This window comes from Methylicorpusculum sp. (assembly GCF_030651835.1).
GTDB lineage: Bacteria > Pseudomonadota > Gammaproteobacteria > Methylococcales > Methylomonadaceae > Methylicorpusculum.
In genome coordinates this window covers 13,675-31,170 of the sequence record NZ_JAUSBX010000144.1, presented here as the reverse complement: position 1 = coordinate 31,170, position 17,496 = coordinate 13,675, and the positions used below count along the sequence as shown (strand labels likewise).

Genomic DNA, 17,496 nt, shown 5'->3' with positions numbered 1-17,496 from the left:
ATTAAGGCCTGAAACTTTATTTTTCTATCAAGACGACCGCCTGTACGGCAATGCCTTCTTTTCGTCCTTCAAAACCCAGCTTCTCGGTAGTGGTCGCTTTGACATTGACATCATCGACAGTCACCTCCAAATCCTCGGCAATATTGAAGCACATCTCGGGAATGTAAGGCGCCATCTTGGGCGCCTGGGCGATAATGGTAATATCTGCGTTGACCAGTGTATAACCTTTTTCCCGCACAATTCGATAGACATGCCGCAACAACACCCGGCTATCGGCGCCTTTAAATTCCGGGTCGGTATCCGGAAAATGCTTACCGATATCGCCCAATGCCGCCGCGCCCAATAACGCATCGCACAAGGCATGCAGCACCACGTCGCCGTCAGAGTGTGCTTCCAGTCCTTTTTCATAGGGGATTGTGACGCCGCCCAAAATCACATCGCCATCGTCTTTAAACCGATGCACATCATAGCCTTGACCAATTCGAATCATTGTTGCTCCAAATAAAATTGCGCCAGAGCCAAATCCTCGGGACGCGTGATTTTGATATTATCCGGCCTGCCTTCGACTATTTTGGGTTGATAACCCATCAATTCCAACGCGCTGGCCTCATCGGTAATTGCCGGATTACCCTCGCCAGTTTCCAACGCAGCTTTCAACATTCCGTAACGGAACATTTGCGGCGTCAACGCCCGCCAAATATGCGTCCTATCCAGAGTGCCATGAATGGTTCGTCCTTCAACCTGCTTGAGTGTGTCATGTGACGATAAAGCCAAAATGCCGCCGACAGCATCGTCTTTTAAGGACTCTATCAACAAAACAACGTCACTTCGCGTAATACAAGGCCTGGCAGCATCATGCACCAACACCCAATCATTATCATCGGCACGTTCACGAATCGATCTTAAACCGGACAGTACCGAGTCGGCCCGTTCTTTACCACCGGGCGCAGTGATTACCTTAGGGTGTCCGGCAATTTCCAGCTCAGGCCAATAAGGATCTTCCGGAGAAATAGCAACCGCGATTCCGCTCAATTGTTCAACGTCTAACAAGCGGATCAGTGTTTGTTCTAATACGGCTTTTCCAGCCAGGGAGAGATATTGCTTGGGCCTGTCGGCTTGCATCCTTTTGCCAACACCGGCCGCAGGAACAATAGCCCAAAATCGGGAGTGTATTGTGTTCATTTAAAAATAGCGCGTTAGCAAAAAGCGGTTTAGAGAGGTGATGCGCACGGCGCATTTTGGAAGTGCCGGATTAAAATAAAAAAACTTTTATTCCAGAACCTGAAAAAACGTTTCATTTTCCTTAATCATTCCCAATTCGTAACGGGCTCTTTCTTCAATGGCATCCTGGCCTTTGCGCAAGTCCAGCACTTCACTGTAAAGCTGTTCGTTGCGTTCTTTTTTTTCTTTGACCTGCAAACCTAATTCCTGCAGTTTTTGGTCATACTGTTCAATTTGCTTGATACCGCCATCGCCTAACCACAGACGGTACTGCAAGTGCGCTATTAACAGCACAATGACGAATGAAATAATTTTATAAGCGCTCATATATTCAGTACGATTAGTCAAGAGCGGCCCGGCAGGGTCAGCAATTCCCAGTTTGAAATTTTCAGCATTACTTGGGGCTGGGAAAAGCCTTTCGAGGAACGCCGTAAACCCCTCCTTGGGGGCTTGACGGCAGCATCTGACCGCCAAGGAGGGTGGAAATGCAGATTTTGTCCGGAATAAAAATCTGCCCTGCTGCCGAGATCCTCAAAAAGCATCCCCCAACCCTTATTTTTTTGTTCAAATTGAGAATTGCTGCGGCAGAACCGCTCTCATCCGTCAATCCTAGAGCATTCTGAAGGCTTTGCGGCCTGCATAAAGGGCTTTGCCTTCCAACTCATCCTCAATTTTCATCAAGCGGTTGTATTTGGCAATACGGTCGGAACGGCTCAATGAACCTGTCTTTATCTGACCAGTCCCGGTTGCAACCACTAAATCGGCAATGGTCGTGTCTTCGGTTTCACCGGAACGATGAGAAACAACGGCAGAATAACCTGCAGCCTGAGCCATATCGATAGCGGCCAAGGTTTCAGTCAAGGTACCTATTTGGTTGACTTTAATCAGAATAGAGTTGGCAATGTTTTTTTCTATACCCTGTTTCAAAATAGCCGGATTGGTTACAAACAAATCGTCACCGACCAATTGGATTTTACCGCCCAATTTTTCGGTCAATAATTTCCAGCCGTCCCAATCGTTTTCGTCCAGACCGTCTTCAATACTGATAATCGGGTATTTATTAACCCAATCAGCTAGGAAATCTACCATTTTTTCAGAGGTATAGGTTTTCTTTTCTGAAGCCAGATCGTATACGCCGTTTTTATAGTATTCAGAAGCAGCTGCATCCAGACCCAGGTAGATGTCTACGCCAGGTTTGTAACCGGCTTTTTCAATCGCTTGCAGAATAACGCTGATGGCTTCTTCATTGGAGGAAAGATTCGGTGCAAAACCGCCTTCATCGCCTACGGTTGTCGCCAAACCTTTATCGGACAATACTTTTTTCAACGTGTGAAACACTTCCGTTCCATAACGAATCGCTTCGCGGAAATTGGGCGCGCCCACAGGCAAAATCATAAATTCCTGCAAATCGACACTGTTATCGGCATGAGAACCGCCGTTGATGATGTTCATCATCGGCACCGGCATCACGAATTCACCGGATTTGTTCAGATAACGATACAAAGGCTGTGCTGCTTCTTTTGCAGCCGCGTGTGCGCTGGCCATAGAAACAGCCAGCATTGCATTCGCGCCTAAACGGGCTTTCGTATCGGTACCGTCAAGTTCGATCATTTTTTGATCGATGCCGGCCTGATCCGCTGCATCCATTCCTAGAACAGCTGAACGGATTTCTGTTTTGACGTTGTTTACTGCGTTCAAAACACCTTTGCCCAGGTAACGTGCTTTATCGCCATCGCGTAATTCGATCGCTTCACGTTCGCCGGTGGAGGCGCCGGATGGCACCATCGCGCTACCAACTACTCCGGAAGAAAGAATGACATCGGCTTCGATCGTCGGGTTACCGCGCGAATCCAGGATTTCTCTTGCTTTAATATCTACTATTGCCGCCATCGTTGTTCCTATAAGGTTGTTTCGATCAAACTGCTTGATTTAACAGCGTGATCAAGGGTGATTAAAATCTCTAGTAATTCTTTAATACGGTGCATTGGCCAAGAGTTTGGACCATCACTTTTCGCCTCGGCAGGATTTGGGTGCGTTTCCATAAATAATCCGGAAATACCCACTGCAACAGCGGCTCTGGCCAAAACGGGCACAAACTCTCGCTGCCCGCCTGAACAGGTGCCCTGACCGCCGGGCAATTGCACCGAATGGGTGGCGTCGAATACTACCGGACAACCGGTGTTGCGCATCACGGCCAGTGAGCGCATATCAGACACCAGATTGTTGTAGCCGAATGAAACACCTCGCTCACACACCATAATTTGTTCGTTGCCTGTGGCCTTGGCTTTTTCGGCCACATGAACCATATCCCAAGGCGCTAAAAATTGGCCTTTTTTGATATTGACCGGAATGCCTTGTTTGGCGACATTCTGAATGAAATTGGTTTGTCTGCATAAGAAAGCCGGCGTTTGCATCACATCGACTACTTTCGCCACTTCTTCCAAGGGCGTGTCTTCGTGTACATCGGTTAAAACAGGCACACCGATTTGTTGTTTGACTTTCTCGAGGATCTTTAGCCCCGCATCAACGCCCAAGCCGCGGAATGTGTTATGCGAAGAGCGATTGGCCTTGTCGAATGACGATTTGTAGATGAAAGGAATGCCCAATTGATCGGTTATTTCTTTTAGATAGCCGGCAGTTTCCAGAGCCAGTGCTTCACTTTCAATGACACAAGGACCCGCGATTAAAAAGATAGGCTTATCAAGGCCGATTTCAAAGTTACATAATTTCATTGGTGGGTTTCCTTTTTATGTTTAGCAGCGGCCATGACAAATCCTGAAAATAACGGATGACCTCTTCGTGGCGTCGAAGTAAATTCCGGATGAAACTGGCAGGCTAAAAACCAGGGATGATCCTTCAATTCAATCACTTCGACCAGACGACCGTCTATCGACTTACCTGCGAACGTCAGTCCGACCCGCTCCAGTTTTTCCAGATATTTGTTATTGAATTCGTAACGATGCCTGTGACGCTCTTTGATGACTTCCTTTTTATACATCGCAAAAGCCAGTGACCCCGAGTCAAGTCGGCATTTTTGACTGCCAAGACGCATTGTTCCGCCCAGATTAGAATGTATATTGCGTGTTTCCAACTGTCCCTCTGCATCCATCCATTCGGTAATCAAACCGATGACCGGATGCGGCGAATCGGGCAGGAATTCGGTACTGTGCGCACCTTCAAGTTTGGCGACATTTCTGGCGAACTCAATCACTGCAACCTGCATTCCCAAACAAATGCCCAAATAGGGAATTTTGTTTTCCCGGGCAAAACGAGCTGTCGCAATTTTTCCCTCTACGCCCCGCTCACCAAAGCCGCCCGGTACCAGTATGGCATCCAGTCCTTTCAGGTGTTCAACACCTTCATCTTCGATAGTTTCAGAATCAATATAACGGATTTTAACTTTATTTCTGGTATGAATGCCGCCGTGAATCAATGCCTCGTTGAGTGACTTGTAGGCATCGCTGTGATCGACATATTTACCGACAATTGCAATGCTGACTTCTTCAACCGGATGCGTCAGTCCATCGATTACATTTTTCCACTCGGTGAGGTCGGCGGGCGGCACATCCAGTCGTAATTTCTCAACAACGATATCATCCAGACCTTGTTCATGCAGCAATAAAGGTATACGGTAAATCGTATCAGCATCAATCGCGGAAATGACCGCTTTTTCTGCCACATTAGTAAAGAGCGCAATTTTTCTTCGATCACTGATCGGAATCGGTTGTTCGGAACGGCAAATTAAAATATCGGGCTGAATACCAATCGTTCTGAGTTCTTTTACAGAATGCTGGGTCGGTTTGGTTTTGAGTTCGCCCGCAGATCGGATATAAGGCACCAGCGTCAAATGAATAAAAATGGCGCGATCACGCCCTAATTCAACATGCATCTGACGAATCGCTTCAAGAAACGGCAGTGACTCGATATCGCCGACCGTCCCGCCGACTTCAATGATGGCAATATCCATACCGACCGCACTTTCATGAATCCGTCTAATAATTTCATCCGTTATATGAGGTATTACCTGAACAGTCGCGCCCAGATAATCACCTTTGCGCTCTTTGCGCAGCACGTTTTCATAGATTTGACCGGTCGTGAAGTTGTTTTTCTTGGTCATGGTCGTTCTGATAAAACGCTCGTAATGTCCAAGATCAAGATCGGTTTCTGCACCGTCGTCAGTGACAAAAACCTCACCGTGTTGAAAAGGGCTCATAGTTCCTGGATCGACATTGATGTAGGGATCCAGTTTGGTCATCGTGACTTTAAGCCCGCGGGCTTCAAGAATGGCAGCAAGTGACGACGCAGCGATGCCTTTACCTAAGGATGAGACGACGCCACCGGTAATGAAAATATATTTTGTCATGTATTGAAGAAAAGCGTTTAGAGGGTGACTTTTGCAGCCATTTAAAGCTGGTATATTCTAATCGACAATGCCTGCTTAGTCATTGCCTTTACTGTTTTTTTTACCGAATCCAATTGTAAGCAGACATCCGTGGGGCGCTGGAAAAAACGACCACCTATAACACTTCAGCAATTCTCAGCTTGAACTTTTTGCGGCCTTGAGGATTAGCGTAAGCCTTGTGAGGAACGCCGTAGACCCATCCGTGGAAGCTTGACTGCAGCATCCCTGCTGCAGACATCCCCGCAAAGCTTACGCCTACCCTTTTTTATCATCAACCTGGGATTACTGATTACACCTGATCAGCCCGGCGTTTCTTTGATGAACACGATGCGGTAACAGGCGCCGGGAGATACTGTGTAAAATTCGTCACTGACCCACCGGTCTGCAACGGCCGCAAGCTGCCCGTCCAGATAGATAAGCGGAATGATCGGCCGTTCCCAAGGCGGTATTGCCGCTTCCTGAAAAAGATTTTTTAACGAATGACGCCCCTTTCGGCCCGGCAAACTGATGGTTTCACCGCCTCTGCGGAATGAGACTGTGATTTTTGCAGCCAGCCACTGATCAACCGAAATGCCGGAGGAAGCTTTAATTCGCTGTAATTTCAAATATTCAGACAAGTCGAGACTTTGTTGTTGGCTGGACCACTCAAAATCACGTTTTTCAGGCAATTGAAAGCATTTCGCCTCAAGGCAATAGAGACGATTGCGAAACCTCCTGATCGCATGACCTTGGGTAAAAACCTCGGCTTTACCGGTTTCTGCCGCGTCAATCACTTCATGGATAATCTGATGAATGACGCGCTGAGAAGGCATTTTCAAACCCATAAAACCAAACCAGGCGCGTAGCAATAAAGCTTGCCGCGCACTATCAAGACACGACCAAAGCGCCAAAGACAGGGTTTGAGACTCGCTTTCCAGGTATTTTTTGAGCAGGTCACTTCCCTCTTCCCGAATCACTGACTGAGCGTCTGCGCAATGAGCGGCTGAACGTGATACGGTTTTGTCCAGCGCTGGCCAACGCTTTTTTAATAGCGGCAAAACGTCATTTCGAAGGAAATTTCTATCGAATTCGGCGCTTTGATTTGTGGGATCTTCTACCCAATCAAGTTCATGCCCGGCTGCATAGGCCTCAATTTCTTTTTTAGACACATTCAACAGCGGCCGCAAAAGAATCCCCTTCCCTATCGGCATGACCACAGGCATCCCCGACAAACCCGGCAATCCGGCACCGCGGAACAGTTGCAACAAAACCGTCTCCAGTTGATCTTCCCTGTGCTGAGCGACCAACAACAGATCCTGATCATCCAGCAAAAGGCTTAATGCGCCATACCGGGCGTTTCTGGCGGCTTCTTCAGGGCTTTGCCCGTTGATCGGCCGAGCATCGACGCGCAGTTCCTTAAATGCTATGCCCAAAGAGAATGCGGTTGCCTGACAATGACCGGCCCATTGATCAGCTATAGCCTGCAAACCATGATGAACATAAACGGCTGTCAGTTTTTCTTTCAACTCGCGCTGCTGCGCGCACGCGTGTAACAACACATGGGAATCGACTCCACCACTGTAAGCCACAAATACGCGGCGAAATCCCTGATAAGGACGGATGGCATCGATTAAATGAGATTCCACTGGCAGTGCAAGAGTGTTTGTCATAATCCCCAAACAAAAAAGCCCGCCATCAGCGAGCTTTTGATTGACTTTGATACAACTTAAAAATCGCTCAACTGGTTAATTATGCCGGCAGTTAGTAAATACACCACGCCAGCAATCATTAGCGTCATTCCGGGCAGGGAAAAGCCTTTTGAGTAATGCCGTAAACCCTTGAGTAGGGACTTGACAGCAGCATCTGACCGCCAAGGAAGGCGGAAATGCAGATTTTGTCTGGAATAAAAAATCTGCCCTGCTGTCGACATCCTCAAAAAGCGATTTTCCCCTTCAAATTGAGAAGGGCTGATCATATACAACTCAAATTTTTAAACACTTTTTCGATCCTATGGAAGAAAACGAAAAAGTTGTCGTTCAAATTACTCGGTATACACACCAAAAGCCATAATCCGTTGATAACGTTTTTCCATTAAATGTTCCATAGAATCACGCTTGAGTTCTTCCAAATGCCGCAACAAGGTTTCTCTCAGATTCATGGCCGTTTTTTGAAAATCACGATGCGCGCCACCTAAAGGCTCTCTGACCACTTCATCCAGAAAGCCCTGCTCACGGATACGATCGGAAGTTATCCCCATCGCCTCAGCCGCTAACTGGGATTTATCTGCACTTTTCCAGAGAATCGACGCGCAACCTTCGGGCGAAATCACCGAGTAAGTGCTGTATTCAAGCATAATCAGGCGATCGCCGACGCCGATAGCCAATGCACCGCCAGAACCGCCTTCTCCGATGACAGTGCAGATAATAGGTGTTTGTAAGCGCGCCATTTCAAACAGGTTGCGGGCTATTGCCTCGCTTTGGCCGCGTTCTTCTGCACCAATACCGGGATAGGCCCCCGGTGTATCGATCAGACAGATGATCGGTAAACCAAAGCGCTCGGCCATTTTCATGACTCTTAGCGCTTTACGGTAACCCTCGGGTCTGGGCATACCAAAGTTTCGATAAATTTTTTCCTTGGTATCCCGGCCCTTTTGATGCCCTATCAGAGCAACCGGCTGCCCTTCAAGTCGGGCCAATCCGCAGATAATGGCAGGATCATCAGCATACGCCCGATCGCCATGTAACTCATGGAAATCGGAGAAAATCAAATCAATGTAATCCAGGGTATAAGGCCGCCCGGGATGTCTTGATAATTGTGAAATCTGCCAGTCACTAAGCCCGGAAAAAATCGATTCAGTCAGCGTTTTGCTTTTGCTTTCCAGTTGCTCCAGCGCATCGGAAATATTGATATCGTTATCGAACTGAACTCGGCGAAGTTCTTTTATTTTGGCTTCCAATTCGGCGATGGGTTGTTCAAAATCGAGAAATTTAAGGTCCATAATCCTACATAAACTAGATAAAATGATTCAGATGATCCGGGATTACCTTGTTAAAGGTCAACTCCTATCAGTACGGGACATTTTATCTAAATTCCGTAAATGTTTTAATTTTTCTGCAATTTTTATTTCTAAACCACGATTGACCGGCGTGTAATACTGAGAACCCTTCAAATTTTCAGGAAAATAATTCTCTCCGGCCGCATATGCATCGGGCTCATCATGCGCATAACGATAGGCATTTCCGTAATCCAGTGATTTCATCAGCGAAGTGGGCGCATTTCTCAAATGAACCGGCACTGGCAGGCTGCCGCTTTGTTTGGCATCGCGCATGGCCGCATTATAAGCCCTATAAACCGCATTGCTCTTGGCCGCGCAGGCAAGATAAACGACGGCATGCGCCAGGGCTAACTCACCCTCGGGACTGCCCAGGCGTTCTTGTGCTTCCCACGCGCTTATGGCCAACGGCAAGGCTCTTGGATCAGCGTTGCCGATATCCTCGGAAGCAATTCTGACGATTCTGCGGGCCAGATAAGCCAAATCGCAGCCGGCATCCATCATCCGGCAAAGCCAATACAATGCGGCATCCGGCGAACTGCCGCGGACCGACTTGTGTAACGCTGAAATCTGATTGTAAAACTCTTCGCCTTGCTTATCGAAACGGCGCGTTCCGCCTGACAGCACTTCTTTGGCGATGGCTTCATTGATACCCGTGCTGTTTTGCGATGCCGCCAACTCCACGGCAATCTCCAGCAAATTTAGCGCTCGCCTGGCGTCACCATCGGAAGCAGCTGCAAACTGATGCTTGATCGCTTCGTCCATTTCGATAGCCAGATGCCCCAAGCCTTTTTCCTTATCGGTTAAAGCCTTGTTTAACACCGCCAGTAAATCCTCAGTTGACAGTGCATTCAACACATAAACCCTGGCCCGGGACAAAAGCGCATTGTTCAGCGCAAACGACGGATTTTCAGTCGTAGCGCCGATAAAATAAAACGTGCCATCCTCAACATGCGGTAAAAACGCATCTTGCTGGGCTTTATTAAATCGATGTACTTCATCGACAAACAAAATAGTGCGTTGCTGCCGACTTTCCCTGGCGGCTTGCGCCTCTGCCACAGCCGCTCTTATTTCCTTGACACCGGCCAACACCGCCGAAATTGGAATAAACAGAGCTTCAGAATGGTTGGCAATCATCCTTGCCAGCGTCGTTTTACCGGTGCCGGGAGGGCCCCAGAAAATCATTGAGTGCAAACGGCCGGCCGCTATAGCTTCATACAGCGGCTTGCCGGAACTCAACAGATGCCGCTGACCGCTGTATTCATCCAATTGAGCAGGCCGCATTCGCTCTGCCAAAGGCTTGATTAAAGCATCATTCACTGCTCGGCCCCAAGTAAGATGGAAAACTTACCATGTCATTCCAATTTTCGTCTGCACCCAAAGTGCGTTGTTATTCTTCAAAAACATCCGATCCCGGTGGCGGCGTGAATATAAACAACTCATCATCCAGTGATGGATTGACCGCAATATTCGAAAAATAAATACGGGTTAATTGACCAAAATTATCGCTTAATTCCATACCGCCCAGGATTCCCATATCCAGACCGATCAAAACATATTTAAAGCCGCTGTCTTCGTTTTTGGGCAGCAGTTTAATCCATTGCATATCCCCGTCGACACCTTGATCCTGGATGTTAAAGTTTTCTTCCAGATCAATGTCACCGCTGAGTAACAAAGCGGGGGTTGAGCCTACCGACTGATCAAGCTTCTTCACCGTCACCTGCTCCAGGTCGGCATCGTAAAACCAGACTTTGCCTGCATTGGAAATGATTTCCTGTGTAAAAGGCTTGGTGTACTGCCAGCGAAACTTTCCCGGTCTGCGCAAATAAAACACGCCGTAACTGGTTTGCCGGGCATTGCCGGCTTCATCGACTGCAATTTGTTTAAAATCCGCTTTCAAGGCCTTGGATGACGTTAAAAAAGCCCTTAACTGGCTTACCGGTTTTTCTTGGGCTTGCACATTCACCACCGTGAACATTAATACAAAGCCTAACCACTGAATCACTTTAAATCGCAACATAATGCTCGCTTTAATTTATTGAAAAAGATTATTTAACCAGTTATCCTGATTCTCGTTGCCGCCGCCATTCACGCAGGGTGAGCTGGCTTTAGGTGCAGAACCACGAATATAAGGAAATTGACTGACGCCGGGGCAGTCCTTGTTTGCCAATAACCCTGTAAAAGGATCTATCCAGACCAAATCGACATTGTCAGGCGGCGTCAACAGGACGGGACGGGTGCTGATTTTCTGCATAAGACCGGCCCATAACTTCAGCGCACCGGTTGAACCGGTAAGGCCTGCCGGTTTATTATCGTCTCTACCGACCCACACGACCGAGAGATAATCGCCGCTGAACCCGGCAAACCAGCTGTCTCTCATTTCATTGGTCGTTCCGGTTTTACCCACCAGCTGAAATTCTCTCGGCACATAATTGTAAGCAGAGCGGCCTGTTCCTTCGTTCATCACTTCCTGCATGATCGTATTGGTAATATAAGTTGCCGACGGATCAACCGTTTGTCTGACGGTAAAAGGGTAACTTTGCAAACGCTTCCCTTCACTGTCGACAACACCCCTGATGGATCTCAAAGGCGATGTAAATCCATCACCGGCAAGTGTTTGATAAATTTGCGTAACTTCCATAGGCGTTAAGGGAGACGCGCCCAAAAGAAACGATGGAAACAGTTCGATCGAACGGGTAATACCCATGCTTTTTAACGTTTTAGCAACACGCGCGACACCGATATCCATGCCGATACGAACGGTAGCCAGGTTGTAAGAGTTAGCCAAAGCCTTATGAAACGGGACAATTCCGTGCTGGGTATTATCGTAGTTCTTAGGCTCCCATAGCTGACCTTTTGCCGCCTTGATTCTGATGGTAGTATCGCTGACCGGTGTGGTAATCGTATATTTCGATGGATACTCAAGCGCGGTCAGGTAAACAAAGGGCTTAATCAATGAACCAATAGGCCTCACCGCATCCAATGCCCGATTAAAACCGGCAGATTTCGGATCACTGCCCCCCACCAAGCCGACGATTTCACCATCCTCTTTTCGGGTAACGACCACAGCCGTTTCCAGTTGCCGCGCTTTTGGATTTTTTTGTAACTCTTTGATTTTTTCAGCAACGGTTTTTTCCAGTGCGTCTTGCACATGGGGTTCCAAGGTCGTGAAAATGTTAAGCCCTTCCGAGGTTAAATCGTCTTCCTTATAAGTTTCTCTTAACTGCCGTTTAACCACATCCAGAAACGCCGGATAACGATTTACAGAACGGTGCGTGTTGGCAATGACTTTTAACGGTTCTTTTTTTGACTCGTCGCGTTGCTGTTCATTGATGTAATTCATCTCGGCCATCTTATCGAGGACCAGATCACGGCGTTCAAGTGCTCGATCCGGGTAGCGCCTTGGATCATAGTAAGACGGTCCACGCACTAAAGCCACCAACGAGGCCACCTGAGTTAACGGAAGATTTTTCAACGGCTGGCCGAAATAAAATTCGCTGGCCAAGCCAAATCCATGAACGGCACTGGCCCCGTCCTGCCCCAGATACACTTCGTTAAGATAAGCTTCCAATATTTCGTCTTTGTCATAGCGATACTCAATGATTAACGACATGAACACTTCATTGATTTTTCTTACAAAACTGCGCTCGTTGGTCAAATAGAAATTCTTGATCAACTGTTGCGTGATCGTACTTCCGCCCTGAACGATACCACCGGCTCTGACATTGGCCCACATGGCTCTGGCAATCGCTTTCAAGGAAATGCCGTAATGCTGGTAAAAATCCCTGTCCTCTGTCGCCAATAATCCCTGTATCAGAGTCGGCGGCGCCTCGGCCAGCTTGATCAGAACGCGATCTTCCTTACGGGTAGGATAAAAACTGCCGATCTGTAATGAATCCAGCCGAAAAATGGTCAGGTCTTTTGACAAAGTTGCATCAAATATTCCGGCGATGCCATTATCGAAAAACTGTACCTTAACCAAACGGCTTTCCTGTTTTTCGTCCCAAAAACTAAACGTGCGCGTTTTAATTGTTATTTGAGATGGTTGTTTGGAGTAAGTACCTTCGGAAGAAAGTTGTGGATCTTCACGGTAATGTAAAAATTGCAAATGACTTTCCAAATTGGCTAACGTCATTTTATGTCCGGTATACAATTCAAGCGGACTGGCATAAACGCGAGCAGGAATCGCCCAGCGTTTACCTTCAAATTGATTGCGAACGTTGTAATCAAGATATCCAATGTAACTAGCCAACAAAAAAGAGGCGAAAACCAGAAACAACACCACTAATTTGATTAGCCATCTTTTAACAGGATTGACGGGCTGTTTTTTTTTGTTTCTGCGTACCGTTGATTTTCTTTTTAGTGTACTTTGAGGTCTAGTGGCCATATTTTAAAAAATTGATTATTCGGTATACGCTTCATATTTGCCGCAAAATAAGCGGCGCATCTATACTCAAAAAAACTGTCAGTGAAGCTGATGTATTTATGTTTGATTCTTGGAGCAAGGATGAACCTGATTAGCAGTCATTAAATGGACCTTTTCGTTATTTATCAGGTGATTGTTTATATTGGGCTTTCCAACGAATTAAATCAATGCCGCCATTTATAACGCAGCCCTTCTTGCCGACTAAGGATGAACATCCCTGGCACTAATGGAAAATCCTTAAGGCATAAAGCGGTCTAATGATGACCATTTGATACAAAGAATTTCCGGAATACAGCTTTGCTTGTTGAATAAAAATAACTCAGCGTCATGAAGTAAACCTGAACAAAGCAAAACGCCGCACCTAAATCCATTAATCATCGATTCAAAAGAAATCTTGTCCGGAAAATCGTAGCTGGATAAGGTTAGTTTTAACCCATTAATAAAAATCAGGTGAAGTGCAACGAATGCTTATTTGCGAAAGAAGCTCGGATTGAATTTGCTTAATCAAGCCTATTATACGAAAAATGCGATTTTGTTTCGCTTTCATTTGAAAATTGTGCAAGAGGAACCCGGCCTCCATCAATTAATTCCCGACAGGGCTTACCAAAAAGATAGCCTTGCCCGTACTCAATACCGAGGCTGACCAATATCGGAATAACCTGCGGTACCTCTATGAATTCTGCCACGGTTTTCTTGCCCAGTTTCCTGGCGACATCCGCCATTGATTTTACCAATACTTGATCGGTTTCATCATTGACCAGATTGCGAATGAATTGGCCGTCAATCTTGACATAATCGACAGGGAATTTTTTGAGGTAGTTAAATGAACAAAACCCGGCACCGAAATCGTCCAAAGCAAAATGGCATCCCAGTGCTCTTATTTTGTTGATCATTTGCCGGGTTTGGTCGAAATTATCAACAGCGGCAGTTTCGGTAATTTCAAACGTAATCCGGTCGGCATTAACCCAGGAGAGATCCAGCTTTCGCTTTAGAGTTGGTAATAAACTACCATCCTGAAAGGCAAAACCGGACAAATTAATCGCAAGACAAACATCCGACATTTCAACGGGCAACGCGGCCAAAAAATCTATCGCGTTTTCAACCACCCAGATGTCTATGCAATGAATCAACCCCATCCTCTCGGCTACCGGAATAAATTCTATGGGATGAATGACGCTGTCAGCCTGCCCCCGCATCCTGATAAGCACTTCATAATGCGAGACAATACCTGATTTCAAGTTAATAACCGGCTGAAAAACCAGAAAACAGTTTTTGTCGACCAAGGCTTCCCGAATCAGTGGAACCCAAAAAACATCACGGTGCCTTTCCTTGATGGCTTTATCGTCCTCGTTATAGATCCAGACCATATTACGGCCATTTTGTTTTGCCAGATAGCACGCTTGATGGGCTTTGGAAATCAGTTCTTCAGGATGGACAATCACTTTCTGTGTGGGTAACGCGGCGATGCCAATCGATGCCGTGATGTTGTAACAAACATCCCCGGTAGTGAAGCGGCATTCATCCAGACTTTTGCGTATCGCTTCCGCAGATTCCTTAGCCTGAGTAAGAGAAACGTTTTCGAAATAAAGGCAAAATTCATCTGAATCGATACGCGCAAAAAAAACGTCTCTCGTCAAAGTCTTTCTGATTAATGCGACCACCTCTATAATCAGCCTGTCAGCTACATCAAAACCTTCCAGATCATTGATGAGACCAAAGCGATCAAGATCTATCAATAACAACGCGCCATTTTGATGCAGCGCTTTAAATCGCATGAGGCTCAAGCGAATGTGTTGCTCCAAGTTGGCACGGTTCATCAAGCCGGTCAGTTCGTCATGAGCGATCAAATATTTTAGTTTGGCATCAAGCAGTTTCCGGGTAGCCAACTCGCTGATTAATTTTTCCTGCTGTTGATTGCGTAAATATCGCTCATTCTTTAAAACCAAAAGTAATTCGACCAAAATCAATAATTCGGCCTCTCTAAATGACGCATAAAGATCGTAAATCAAATCCCCTGAAGACTGGATGGAGTCATTTAATTGATCCGAAGATTCCGCTTTTAAAATAATAAAAGGCAGGGCGATACCGTTATTTTCGCGGGAGAGCGATGTGCACATGTGGCCCACATCGCCTCCAGGCAAAAACTCATCGACAATGACGAGGCCCAGATCGACTGAATTCTCAGCAAACGGACGAATGATGCGATAAATATCCGCACATTCATTCGCAAATGACAAATTGGAAAAGCCTTTTCTCAAAAGCATCGCTTCTATGGCTATCACTAACTTAGAATCGAGGCCGGCTATGATTATTTTCTTGCGTTGTAATGATTTGCTCAACATCATACTTTTGGTAAATTCGGATTGTCTATCCCGCCAACAGATCCCATTGAATCGGTCCGTTTCTTAGTGTATTTGAATCCACTGCTGCTTCCTTGCATTATGAAAAAGCTCCCCTATGCTTTCAGTTAATCATAGTCATGTATTTACAAATTCCAAATGAAGCCCATGAACAAACCCTATTCGTCTTTTTCATTGAACAGCAACGATTTAACCATATCGGATCTATTTAAAGGCGATTTGCAGCTGAGTTCACCACCTGCCATCTATTTTCAACTGAAAAAAGTGATTGATGATCCCAATAAAACGATGGCTGATGCAGGAAGCGTTATAGATAAGGATCCGGGACTTACGATGCGTTTGTTAAAACTGGTTAACAGCGCTTTTTTTGGCTTTCCCTCGCAAATTTCGACTATATCAAGAGCCATATCGATAATAGGTACACAAGAACTACAAAACCTGGTGTTAGGCACCCTGATCATTGAGAAATTTTCGAATGTGCCTACGGGTACTATTTCGCTCAATGACTATTGGGCTCAAAGTGTCAGAACAGCCTTAGCCGCGAAAGAAATCTCAAAAAGAACTCAATCAGCAGAAAAACTGGAAACGATTTTTATCTGTGGTTTGCTGCATGAAATAGGCAAACTGGTGCTCTACAGACGAATACCGGAATTAGCCCGAGAGATCAGTTTGTTAATCGAATCCTCCGATGAGACGGACAGCGCATTGGAACGCAGACTTTTAGGTTTCGACCATTATCAGGTTGGCTCAGAACTCAGCCGCTTATGGAAATTGCCGGACGTCATTACCGAATCCATTGCTCAACACAATGCTCCCTATAATACCGGCCCTTTCAGCGAAACAGCGGCCATTGTCAGACTGGCTGTAAAATTGAGCAAGATGGAATTAGAGGACAGCATTGATAAAGAACTTGATCGCTTTAATATTTCCCAGAGCATACTGGTTAAAATCATGGATTCCGTTCATGATCAATTTGAAGAAATATTCGCCATTTTTTATCCCAAGCGCTGAAGCAAAAATTAGCCTGAGCGACTTTTCCCTTTCAAATTTCAAGCACAATTTTGCCCGTGCAATGCCCTTCTTCTATCAATCGATGAGCTTCGGCCGCTTGCTCCAGCGGAAAAATACGCCCGACGGAGACCTTGAGCCGGTTGTTGTCTATCAAGTTTTTGCAGCTATTCAATAAAGCTATATGCTTCTCACGAGCCGGACTTAAGTCACGCAAAAGCGGAGTCAGCATCAATTCAAAACCAATTTTGAGATTTCTGAGCCTTGCCTCGGCAAGATCGACCAAGCCCGGATCCAATAATGTTACCAAGGTTCCAAAACAGGCCGTTGCATAAATGCTGCTTTGGAACACCTCGGAACCCACCGTATCCAGAACCAAATCAACGCCGTGGTTATCAGTTAACTGCATGATAGCCGCAACGTAATCCGTTTCCTTATAGTTGATGGTGACATCCGCCCCCAATGCAGCCACAAATTCGGCCTTTTCCTGAGAGCTTACCGTAGCAATGACCCTGGCGCCTCTTAATTTGGCCAACTGAATTGCAACATGACCAACACCACCGGCACCGGCATGGATTAAAACGGTCTGTCCGGGCTGCAAAGCCCCCCTGTCATACAAAGCGCCCCAGGCCGTTATCAGCACCAATGGTGCAGCGGCGGCTTCGATAAAGGTCAAGGACTGCGGTTTTGCAGCGAGCCAACGGCTGTCGATTACCGTATATTCGCAATAGTTGCCGGACTCACGGCCCAAGCCTCCATGACAATACCACACGTCATCGCCGGGCTTAAAACCAATAACTTCAGTGCCTGTAGCGATAACAGTTCCCGCTCCGTCACATCCTAAGATGGCAGGCGGCACGGCTCCATAAAAAAGACCTTTCCGCCTTATTTTGGTATCCACCGGATTGACACCCGCCGCCTTGATCCGGATCTTGACCTGATGAGGCTCAGTAATTTGCGGCTCATCAACCGGTTTGATCTGCAAAACTTCGGCACCACCCACGGCAGTCATGACAACAGCTTTCATCTGGAATTTCCGCCAATAATA

General features: G+C 46.5%; 14 protein-coding genes. 1 reads left to right on the top strand and 13 read right to left on the bottom strand.

Annotated features, from left to right (window positions below):
- Positions 1-16 precede the first annotated feature (16 nt).
- The 12 genes from ispF to Q7V32_RS18370 all read right to left on the bottom strand — a co-directional run bounded on the left by ispF (position 17) and on the right by Q7V32_RS18370 (position 15,422).
- Entirely contained in the window at positions 17-490 is a 474-nt protein-coding gene (ispF, locus tag Q7V32_RS18425) for a 2-C-methyl-D-erythritol 2,4-cyclodiphosphate synthase (RefSeq protein ID WP_304898447.1), read from the bottom strand.
- Positions 487-1,182 (bottom strand): 2-C-methyl-D-erythritol 4-phosphate cytidylyltransferase, encoded by a 696-nt coding sequence (gene ispD / locus Q7V32_RS18420; protein ID WP_304898446.1) that lies wholly within the window; start codon positions 1,180-1,182, stop codon positions 487-489. The genes ispF and ispD overlap by 4 nt, the downstream gene beginning before the upstream one ends.
- Positions 1,183-1,269: 87 nt before the next feature.
- Complete coding sequence (ftsB, locus tag Q7V32_RS18415; RefSeq protein ID WP_304898445.1) at positions 1,270-1,548, bottom strand: cell division protein FtsB; 279 nt, start codon at positions 1,546-1,548, stop codon at positions 1,270-1,272.
- A 282-nt stretch (positions 1,549-1,830) separates the two neighbouring features.
- Positions 1,831-3,111 (bottom strand): phosphopyruvate hydratase, encoded by a 1,281-nt coding sequence (gene eno, locus Q7V32_RS18410; protein ID WP_304898444.1) that lies wholly within the window; start codon positions 3,109-3,111, stop codon positions 1,831-1,833.
- Between the two features lie 8 nt (positions 3,112-3,119).
- Positions 3,120-3,953 carry a 3-deoxy-8-phosphooctulonate synthase gene (kdsA, locus tag Q7V32_RS18405; RefSeq protein WP_304898443.1) on the bottom strand — a complete coding sequence of 278 codons (834 nt, stop codon included), beginning with the start codon at positions 3,951-3,953 and terminating at the stop codon, positions 3,120-3,122.
- Positions 3,950-5,584: a CTP synthase gene (locus tag Q7V32_RS18400; RefSeq protein WP_304898442.1), complete on the bottom strand. Its 1,635-nt coding sequence runs from the start codon at positions 5,582-5,584 to the stop codon at positions 3,950-3,952. The genes kdsA and Q7V32_RS18400 overlap by 4 nt, the downstream gene beginning before the upstream one ends.
- 338 nt (positions 5,585-5,922) lie before the next feature.
- Positions 5,923-7,272 carry a tRNA lysidine(34) synthetase TilS gene (tilS, locus tag Q7V32_RS18395; protein WP_304898441.1) on the bottom strand — a complete coding sequence of 450 codons (1,350 nt, stop codon included), beginning with the start codon at positions 7,270-7,272 and terminating at the stop codon, positions 5,923-5,925.
- Positions 7,273-7,643: 371 nt separating this feature from the next.
- Positions 7,644-8,600 (bottom strand): acetyl-CoA carboxylase carboxyl transferase subunit alpha, encoded by a 957-nt coding sequence (gene accA / locus Q7V32_RS18390; protein WP_304898440.1) that lies wholly within the window; start codon positions 8,598-8,600, stop codon positions 7,644-7,646.
- 57 nt (positions 8,601-8,657) lie between these two features.
- Positions 8,658-9,938: a replication-associated recombination protein A gene (locus tag Q7V32_RS18385; RefSeq protein WP_304898477.1), complete on the bottom strand. Its 1,281-nt coding sequence runs from the start codon at positions 9,936-9,938 to the stop codon at positions 8,658-8,660.
- Between the two features lie 106 nt (positions 9,939-10,044).
- Positions 10,045-10,632 carry an outer membrane lipoprotein chaperone LolA gene (gene lolA / locus Q7V32_RS18380; protein WP_370691482.1) on the bottom strand — a complete coding sequence of 196 codons (588 nt, stop codon included), beginning with the start codon at positions 10,630-10,632 and terminating at the stop codon, positions 10,045-10,047.
- 57 nt (positions 10,633-10,689) lie between these two features.
- Complete coding sequence (gene mrcB / locus Q7V32_RS18375; RefSeq protein WP_304898438.1) at positions 10,690-13,041, bottom strand: penicillin-binding protein 1B; 2,352 nt, start codon at positions 13,039-13,041, stop codon at positions 10,690-10,692.
- A gap of 539 nt (positions 13,042-13,580) precedes the next feature.
- Positions 13,581-15,422, bottom strand: coding sequence for an EAL domain-containing protein (locus Q7V32_RS18370; protein ID WP_304898437.1), 1,842 nt, complete (start codon positions 15,420-15,422; stop codon positions 13,581-13,583).
- Positions 15,423-15,587: 165 nt separating this feature from the next.
- On the opposite strand from Q7V32_RS18370, the gene Q7V32_RS18365 reads away from it, so the two are divergent.
- The gene (locus Q7V32_RS18365) at positions 15,588-16,451 is read left to right on the top strand and encodes an HDOD domain-containing protein (protein ID WP_304898436.1); all 864 of its coding nucleotides are present in this window, start codon (positions 15,588-15,590) and stop codon (positions 16,449-16,451) included.
- A 31-nt stretch (positions 16,452-16,482) separates the two neighbouring features.
- Here the strand turns inward: Q7V32_RS18365 and Q7V32_RS18360 are convergent, their stop codons facing one another.
- Positions 16,483-17,475 (bottom strand): zinc-dependent alcohol dehydrogenase family protein, encoded by a 993-nt coding sequence (locus Q7V32_RS18360; protein ID WP_304898435.1) that lies wholly within the window; start codon positions 17,473-17,475, stop codon positions 16,483-16,485.
- Positions 17,476-17,496 lie beyond the last annotated feature (21 nt).